At 70.8% G+C, this 7,647-nt stretch carries 7 protein-coding genes; all 7 read left to right on the forward strand.

Translation table 11 applies throughout. The annotated features are described in order from the left end of the window. Positions 1 to 336: 336 nt before the first annotated feature. Genes Q0066_RS11895 through Q0066_RS11925 form a run of 7 tightly spaced genes read left to right on the forward strand, consistent with a single transcriptional unit; the run spans position 337 to position 7,467 of the window. Positions 337 to 1,704, forward strand: a complete 1,368-nt coding sequence (locus Q0066_RS11895) for an aspartate aminotransferase family protein (RefSeq protein ID WP_298133152.1) — start codon at positions 337 to 339, stop codon at positions 1,702 to 1,704. A 17-nt stretch (positions 1,705 to 1,721) separates the two neighbouring features. Next, entirely contained in the window at positions 1,722 to 2,627 is a 906-nt protein-coding gene (locus tag Q0066_RS11900) for an ABC transporter permease subunit (protein WP_298133154.1), read from the forward strand. A gap of 16 nt (positions 2,628 to 2,643) precedes the next feature. Further along, a complete protein-coding gene (locus tag Q0066_RS11905; RefSeq protein WP_298133156.1) occupies positions 2,644 to 3,729 on the forward strand; it encodes an ABC transporter substrate-binding protein in 1,086 nt (361 codons plus the stop codon). Position 3,730: 1 nt separating this feature from the next. Beyond that, complete coding sequence (locus Q0066_RS11910) at positions 3,731 to 4,555, forward strand: ABC transporter ATP-binding protein (RefSeq protein WP_298133158.1); 825 nt, start codon at positions 3,731 to 3,733, stop codon at positions 4,553 to 4,555. Continuing rightward, on the forward strand, positions 4,552 to 5,307 hold the full coding sequence (locus Q0066_RS11915) for an SDR family NAD(P)-dependent oxidoreductase (RefSeq protein WP_298133160.1): 756 nt from the start codon (positions 4,552 to 4,554) through the stop codon (positions 5,305 to 5,307). The genes Q0066_RS11910 and Q0066_RS11915 overlap by 4 nt, the downstream gene beginning before the upstream one ends. After that, a complete protein-coding gene (locus Q0066_RS11920; protein WP_298133162.1) occupies positions 5,304 to 6,023 on the forward strand; it encodes a TSUP family transporter in 720 nt (239 codons plus the stop codon). The genes Q0066_RS11915 and Q0066_RS11920 overlap by 4 nt, the downstream gene beginning before the upstream one ends. Before the next feature lie 28 nt (positions 6,024 to 6,051). Beyond that, the gene (locus Q0066_RS11925; protein WP_298133164.1) at positions 6,052 to 7,467 is read left to right on the forward strand and encodes a PLP-dependent aminotransferase family protein; all 1,416 of its coding nucleotides are present in this window, start codon (positions 6,052 to 6,054) and stop codon (positions 7,465 to 7,467) included. The last annotated feature ends 180 nt before the right edge of the window (positions 7,468 to 7,647 follow it).

The raw sequence follows: 7,647 nt of genomic DNA on the forward strand, positions 1-7,647 counted from the left end.
CCGCCGGCACCGTGCAGCGGCTGGCGATCGGGCCCGCGCAGGCGGTGGAGGGCGGTGACCTGCTGGTGGTGATCGGCTGACCTGGAAGCGGGGCCTCCACACGCGCGTCCGCGGCGTGAGTGATGACCGGGAGATTGCGCGCGGGTAACGCGTGGCCCGGTCAAGGTCGCCCGCTGTGGTGCTGGTGGCCTGCTTGTGCCGCTGATCGAATGAGAACAGCTCACCGGCACCCACCGCCGGCCCGCATAGGGAGTGAGCGGGACGTGTGAGTGTCCGACAGCCGAGTCAACGTCGCCCTCGGACGACGTCGTCGGCCCGGGGAGAGAGGAGTCCCCGGTGCCGATTCCGGCCGATCCCGCAGGACGAGAGACCTACCGCCTGGACCGGGCGCACGTCTTCCATTCCTGGAGCGCCCAGGCCGCCCTCGATCCGCTGGTGATCAGCGGGGCGTCCGGCAGTCGCGTCATGGACGCCGACGGTAAGGAGTACCTCGACTTCTCCGGCCAGCTGATCTACACCAACCTCGGGCACCAGCACCCGGCGATCGTTGCCGCTGTGCAGGAGCAGGCTGGCCGGCTGGGCACCATCGCGCCGCAGCACGCCGTGGAGGCCCGCTCCCGGGCCGCCGCGCTGATCGCGGAACGGACGCCTGCCGGCCTTGACAAGGTGTTCTTCACCAACGGCGGCACCGACGCCAACGAGCACGCCATCCGGATGGCCCGGCTGCACACCGGCCGGTACAAGGTGCTGGCCCAGTTCCGCAGCTACCACGGCGGCACCCAGACCTCGCTCAACGTCTCCGGCGACCCCCGCCGCTGGGCCACCGACTACGGCAACTCCGGCGCCGTGCACTTCTTCGGGCCGTTCCTGTATCGCTCGGCGTTCGGCGCCTCGACCGAGGCCGAGGAGTGTCGGCGGGCGCTCGACCACCTGGAACAGCTGATCGCCATGGAGGGCCCGGACGCGTTCGCCGCGTTGATCCTGGAGACCATTCCCGGCACCGCCGGAGTGATGCCCCCGCCGCCCGGCTACCTGGCGGGCGTCCGCGAGCTGTGCGACAGGCACGGCATCGTGCTGATCCTGGACGAGGTGATGGTCGGCTTCGGCCGCACCGGCGCCTGGTTCGCCGCCGACCACTACGGGGTGGTGCCCGACCTGCTGACCTTCGCCAAGGGCGTGAACTCTGGCTACGTGCCGCTCGGCGGGGTGGCGATCAGCGACGAGATCGCCGCCACCTTCGCGCATCGTCCCTACCCGGGCGGACTCACCTACTCCGGCCACCCGCTGGCCTGCGCCGCCGCGGTGGCCGCCATCACCACGATGGCCGAACAGAACATCGTCGAGCGGGCCGCCCAGCTGGGCCGCGACCTACTGGGGCCGGCATTGCGCCGGCTGCAGGCGAAGCATCCCAGCGTCGGCGACGTCCGCGGCCTGGGCTGCTTCTGGGCGCTGGAGTTGGTCGTCGACCGGGAGACCCGGGAGCCGCTGACCCCCTACGGCACGGTCAACCCGGCGATGGCCGAGATCGGCGCCGCCGCCCGCGACGCCGGGCTGCTGATCTTCACCAGCATGCACCGCATCCACCTCGCCCCGCCGCTGACCTGCACCGAGGCCGAGATCGCCGAGGGCATCGACCTGCTGGACGGCGTCCTCGACCGTGCCGACCGGCACACCCGCCCGACACCCACCGCCAGGATCGCCTGACTGCGAACGGAGCACCGATGTCCGCCACCGAGACCCAGACCACCACCGTCCCCGACACCGGCACCCAACCGGCCGGCACCGGGCCGGCCACCGCCCCGGAGAACACCTGGCTGACCCCCGGCCGGTTGCGGCACTGGGGCGTCAACGCCGCCGTCTTCGCCGGCGTCCTGCTGGTGTGGTGGGGGATCACCGCCACCGGCCTGATTCAGCCGCTCTTCCTGCCCAGCCCCGGATCGGTGCTGCAGGCCTTCGCGGATTCCTCCAGCTGCCGTCCGATCGCCGAGGGCAGTGCTCGGATTGTCTGCGGCGAGCAGGGCTACTTCCTCTGGGAGCACCTACTGGCCAGCCTGCAGCGGATCGGCATGGGTGTCGCCGGCGGCGTTCTGATCGGCGTCCTGCTCGGCTTCGCGATGGCCCTGATCCCCACTTTCGGACGACTCTCCGAGCCCTACCTGAACTTCCTCCGCTCACTGCCGCCGCTGGGCTACATCGGCCTGCTGATCGTCTGGTTCGGCATCGGCGACACCTCCAAGGTGTGGCTGCTCTTCCTGGCCGCCTTCCCACCGATCGCGATGGCCACCATCGACGGCGTCCGCGGCATTCGCGCCGACCGGCTGCAGGCGGTGCAGAGCCTGGGCGCCAGCCACATCCAGGTGATGCGGCACGTGGTGCTGCCGGCCAGCCTGCCGTCGATCCTCAGCGGCGTCCGGATCGCCACCGGCTTCGCCTGGACGACGGTGGTGGCGGCTGAGCTGAACAACGGCATTCCGGGCATCGGCGGGCTGGCCTACCTCTCCGGCACCCAGCTGCAGACCCCGCTCACCATCGCCTGCATCATCATCGTCGGCCTGGCCGCCATCACCCTCGACTTCGGGATCAAGTGGATCTCGCAGCTGCTGGTGCCTTGGCAGGGCAAGGCCTGAGGAAGGACGGACCGAGATGACCCGACCACGTACCCAACGACGTCCGGTGACACAGCGACTGGCCGGACTCGGCGTCGCCGCGGTGCTGGCCGCCGCGGCCGCGCTGAGCGGCTGTACCACCGCCCGCGAGGCCGAGGCCAAGGCGAACGCCGGCGCCACCGCCACCTGTCCGGTGACCGGCAACCCGGAGGTGAAGGGCGCCGTCCGGATCGGCTACCAGGCCATCCCGAACGCCAACCTGATCGTCCGCGACCGGCGCTGGCTGGAGGCCTGCCTGCCCAACGCCACCATCACCTGGATCAAATTCGACTCCGGAGCGGACGTGGTGCAGGGCTTCGGCTCCGGCTCGGTCGACCTGGCCACGCTGGGCTCCAGCCCGGCCACCAAGGCGTTGTCGGCGCCGCTCAACGTCGACATGCGGGTGGTCTGGATCGACGACGTGATCGGCAAGGCCGAGTCGCTGGTGGTCAAGGACACCTCGATCACCACCATCGCCGGGCTGAAGGGCAAGACCATCACCACCCCGTTCAGTTCCACCTCGCACTACAGCCTGCTGCAGGCGCTCGCGGACGCCGGCCTCAACCCGGGCACCGACGTCAAGCTGGTCAACCTCAGCCCGGACAAGATGCTGGGCGCCTGGCAGGGCGACCAGGTGGACGCCGCCTGGGTCTGGGACCCGGTGCTCAGCGAACTTGCGCAGCACGGGAAGATCATCACCGGCAGCGACGTGACTGCCGAGAAGGGTCATCCGACCTTCGACCTGGAGGGCGCCACCGGCGCCTTCGTCACGGCCAATCCGGGTTTCATGGAGACCTGGACGGCGGTACAGAACCACGCCGTGCAGGAGCTTGCCGCCAACCCGCGGGCGGCGGCCCAGTCGATCGCGGTGCAGCTCGGCTCCACGCCGGAGGCGGTCACCGGGCAGCTGAGCGGCTACCTGTTCCCGGACGCCCGCAAGCAGCTCGAGCTCACCGCGGCGCTGCCCAAGCAGCTGTCGGCGACCGCCGAGTTCCTCAAGTCCCAGGGCGACGTCGACGCGGTCAGCCCTCTGAAGACGTACGCCGACGGGGTGTACACCGACGCGATCAAGAAGGTGGCCTGAGATGACCGCAACCATGAACTCCCCGGCCGGCGAGGCCGGCCTGACCCAGCCCAAGATTGAATTCGACCGGGTCACCAAGGTCTACCGGACCGACTCCGGCGACCAGGTGGTGGCGCTGGCCGAGACCAGCCTGACCGTCACCGAGGGTGAGTTCATCTGCATCGTCGGGCCGTCCGGCTGCGGCAAGAGCACGCTGATGCAGATGCTGGCCGGCTTCCACCACCCGACCACCGGACGGGTGCTGGTGGACGGAGTGCCGGTGACCAAACCCGACCGCAACCGCGGCGTCGTGTTCCAGCAGGCGAACCTGTACCCGTGGCTGACCACCCGGCAGAACGTCGAGCTGGGCCCGCGGCTGAGCGGGGTCGGACGCGTCGAACGCCGGCAGTGCGCGGAGTACTACCTGGACATGGTCGGGTTGGCGAAGTTCGCCGACCGCAAGCCCTACGAGCTGTCCGGCGGCATGCAGCAGCGGGCACAGATCGCCCGGGTGTTGGCCAACGACCCGAAGGTGATCCTGATGGACGAGCCGTTCGGCGCGCTGGACGCTCTGACCCGCGAACGGATGCAGGTCGAGTTGCTGCAGATCTGGCGGGAGCGGCGCAAGACGGTGATGTTCATCACCCACGATGTGGAGGAAGCGATCTTCCTCGGCAGCCGAGTGCTGGTGATGACCGCCCGGCCCGGCCGGGTGCTGATGGACCTGCCGGTGCACCTGGCCGACGGCGTCCCCGGCCCCGAGCTGCGTTCCCAGGCCAACTTCATCAACCTGCGCGACCAGGTCACCGACGCCATCTACCGGGCCCAGGACGGGGCGACCAAATGAGCGCTGCCGATCGGGTGGCGGTGGTCACCGGCGCCAGCAGCGGGATCGGTGCGGCCTGCGCGGTGGCGCTCGCCGAGGCCGGCTTCCGGGTGGTTCTCGGCGCTCGCCGGCTCGACCGGCTGGCCGAGGTCGCCGAGCGCTGCGGCGGACGGGCGCTGCCGCTGGACGTCACCGACCAAGCCTCGGTGGACGCCTTCGCAGCCGCCGTGCCGCACTGCTCGGTGCTGGTCAACAACGCCGGCGGGGCGCTGGGCACCGACCTGGTGGCCGGTGCCAGTGTCGAGGACTGGCAGTGGATGTACGACGTCAACGTGCTCGGCACGCTGCGGATGACTCGGGCCCTGCTGCCGGCGCTGCTGGCCTCCGGCGACGGCCAGGTGATCACCATCGGTTCGATCGCCGCCCGCGAAGCTTACCGTGGCGGGGCCGGCTACAACGTGGCCAAGCACGGGGTGGCCGCGCTCACCAGGGTGCTGCGGATCGAACTGCTCGGACAGCCGATCCGGGTCTGCGAGATCGATCCCGGCATGGTGCAGACCGAGTTCAGCCTGGTCCGGTTCCGTGGCGACGCGCAGGCCGCGGACGCCGTCTACGCCGGGGTGGAGCCGCTCACCGCGAAGGACGTCGCCGAGACCGTCGCCTTCGTCGCCACCCGTCCGAGCCGGGTGAACTTCGACCAGATCCTGATGCTGGCGCGCGACCAGAGTTCGGCGCAGGTGGTGCACCGCCGGGCGGCGGTCACTGCACGGTGATCGAAGTGCTGCTGGCCGCTGCGGCGGTGGCAGTGGCGGTGGCGATCCAGTTGGCCAGCGGATCCGGGTTCGGGCTGCTGGCGGCGCCGCTGCTGCTGCTGGTCGAACCGAACGCGGTGCCCGTCCCGCTGCTGCTGGTCACAGTGCCGATGATGCTGGTCGCGGCCTGGCAGGACCGTGCCGGGCTGGCCGGGGGGTTCGACCTGGGCAGCGTGGTGGTGGTCGCGGTGCCGGCCGCCGTGGTGGCGGCCGCGCTGGCGCCGGCGGCCCTGGCTCCAGCCGTTGTGCTGATGCTCGGCATCCTCGAGGTGGTGGTGGCCGCTGCGGCGCTGGCCGGCTGGCGCCTGCCCGAGACGCCGATGGTCGCCCCGGCCGCAGGGTTGGCGAGCGGCACCTTGGCGGCGCTGGTCGCCACTCCAGGGCTGCCCGTCCTGATGGTGTACCGCAACGCGAATCCGGTGGGCTATCGGGCCAATCTGGCCGTCTACTATCTGGTGGTGACCGTGGCGTCGATCGGGCTGATCCTGGGGCTGCGCGGAATCGGGACTGATGCCCTCGTGGCCGCCGCGCGACTGTTGCCGGGCGTCCTGGCCGGTTGGCCGCTGGGCGCCTGGCTCGGACGCCGGATGCGGGCTCGGCAGCTGCGTCCGGTCGGGCTCATCCTGGCGGCGGTGGCGGGTGCCGCGCTGATCGTCAAGGCCTCCGCGCATCTGTGACAGCGGCCCGGCGACGGGGAGGAACCGAGTGGACGCCAGCGGAGCGCCGAAGCACGAACGGGTGCGCCAGATCATCGAGCGCGAACTCGCTGACGGCCGGTTCCCGACGGGCCGTCCGCTGCCCCCCAGTCGACGGCTCGCCGAGCGATTCGAGGTGTCCCGGACGACCATCGACACCGCGCTGCAGCAACTGGTGGCCCGCGGGCAGCTGGTGAGCCGCCCCCGGCGCGGATTCTTCCCGGTCGCCGTGCCGGTCACCGAGCCCGGCGCCGCCCCGCCGTCGCCTGACCGGGTGGCCTGGGCAGACCATCTGGTGGCACGCCCGGACCCGTGGATCGATCGGGTCGTCCAGGTGCCCGACTACCGCAGATACCCCTATCCGTTCCTGCCCGGACAGCCGGAACACGGATCCTTCCCGGTGCGGGCCTGGCTTCGGGCGGCGGCCCGCGCCTTCGACGGTGACCAGGGCGGACGGGCGACCCGGGATGCCGGTGACGGCGACGATTCCAGGCTGTGCCGGGCGGTCCTCGACGAGGTGCTGCTGCCGCGCGGCATCGCGGCGCGGCCGGACGAGGTGCTGATCACCAACGGCGCCCAACAGGCGCTGGCCCTGATCAGCCGCGTCCTGATCGGAACCGGAACTCGCGTCGGAATGGAGAACCCGGGCTACGTGGACGCCGCCCGGATCTTCCGCAATGCCGGCGCGGAACTGTCGCTGCTTCCGGTCGGACGACAGGGTGTCCGGCTGCCGGACCGGCCGGATTTCAGCCTGCTGTACCTGACCCCGAGCCATCAACATCCGACCAACGTGACCATGCCGACACGGCGGCGGCAGGCGATCGTCGACGCGGCGTCCGCCCATGACCTGATCGTGATCGAGGACGACTTCGATTCCGAGATCCGGTTCCGGGGCGAGCCGCAGCCGCCGCTGCGAGCCCTTGACGGCGCCGGCCGGGTGATTCACGTCGGCACTTTCTCGAAGGTGCTCGCTCCTGCCCTGCGACTCGGCTACGTGGTGGCGGACGCCGAGCTGATCGCACAGCTGCGGCACGCCCGCTACCTGAGCAGCAAGCATCCCTCCGGCGTGGAGCAGCGCACCCTGGCCCTGTTCATCGCGTCGGGCGACTTCGCTCGGCAGGTGTCCCGGCAGCGCGCCGCGCTGCGTGCCAAGTGGGAGGTTGCCGCTGAGGTGCTCGGCAGCCGCTTCCCGTGGCCCGACCAGGCGCATCCCACCGGCGGTGCCGGCCTGTGGCTGACCGGTCCGCCCGGCTACGACACCACCGCACTGCTCGAACGGGCGCGGCTGCGCGGGGTGCTGTTCCAGCCAGGGGCCGGATTCTTCCTCGACGACCCGGCCCCCGCCAATCAGCTGAGGCTCGGCCTGAGTGCTATTCCGCTGGACCGGGTCCGTCCGGGGTTGCAGCGGCTGATCGAGGTCATCTGAGCGGATGCTGTCCGCATCCGCTGCCGGCCTGCCATGCGGCACCATGCGACCGGGTCTGTGGCGAAAACCGGCGCTGGCGGAGGGTCCTCGTTCACGCGAATGTCACTTTGGGGTGCGAGAGTGCAGTTCTCGTCCGACCAAGGAGGGTTCGATGGCAGTCAACTCGGTGCTCTTCGTGTG

The sequence above is a fragment of the Micropruina sp. genome (genome assembly GCF_027492755.1).
GTDB lineage: Bacteria > Actinomycetota > Actinomycetes > Propionibacteriales > Propionibacteriaceae > Micropruina.

Excerpts from the sequence above, each read along its gene's own strand:
- Q0066_RS11900 (WP_298133154.1), top strand. The coding sequence starts at position 1,722 with ATGTCCGCCACCGAGACCCAGACCACCACCGTCCCCGACACCGGCACC.
- Q0066_RS11905 (WP_298133156.1), top strand. The coding sequence starts at position 2,644 with ATGACCCGACCACGTACCCAACGACGTCCGGTGACACAGCGACTGGCC.
- Q0066_RS11910 (WP_298133158.1), top strand. The coding sequence starts at position 3,731 with ATGACCGCAACCATGAACTCCCCGGCCGGCGAGGCCGGCCTGACCCAG.
- Q0066_RS11915 (WP_298133160.1), top strand. The coding sequence starts at position 4,552 with ATGAGCGCTGCCGATCGGGTGGCGGTGGTCACCGGCGCCAGCAGCGGG.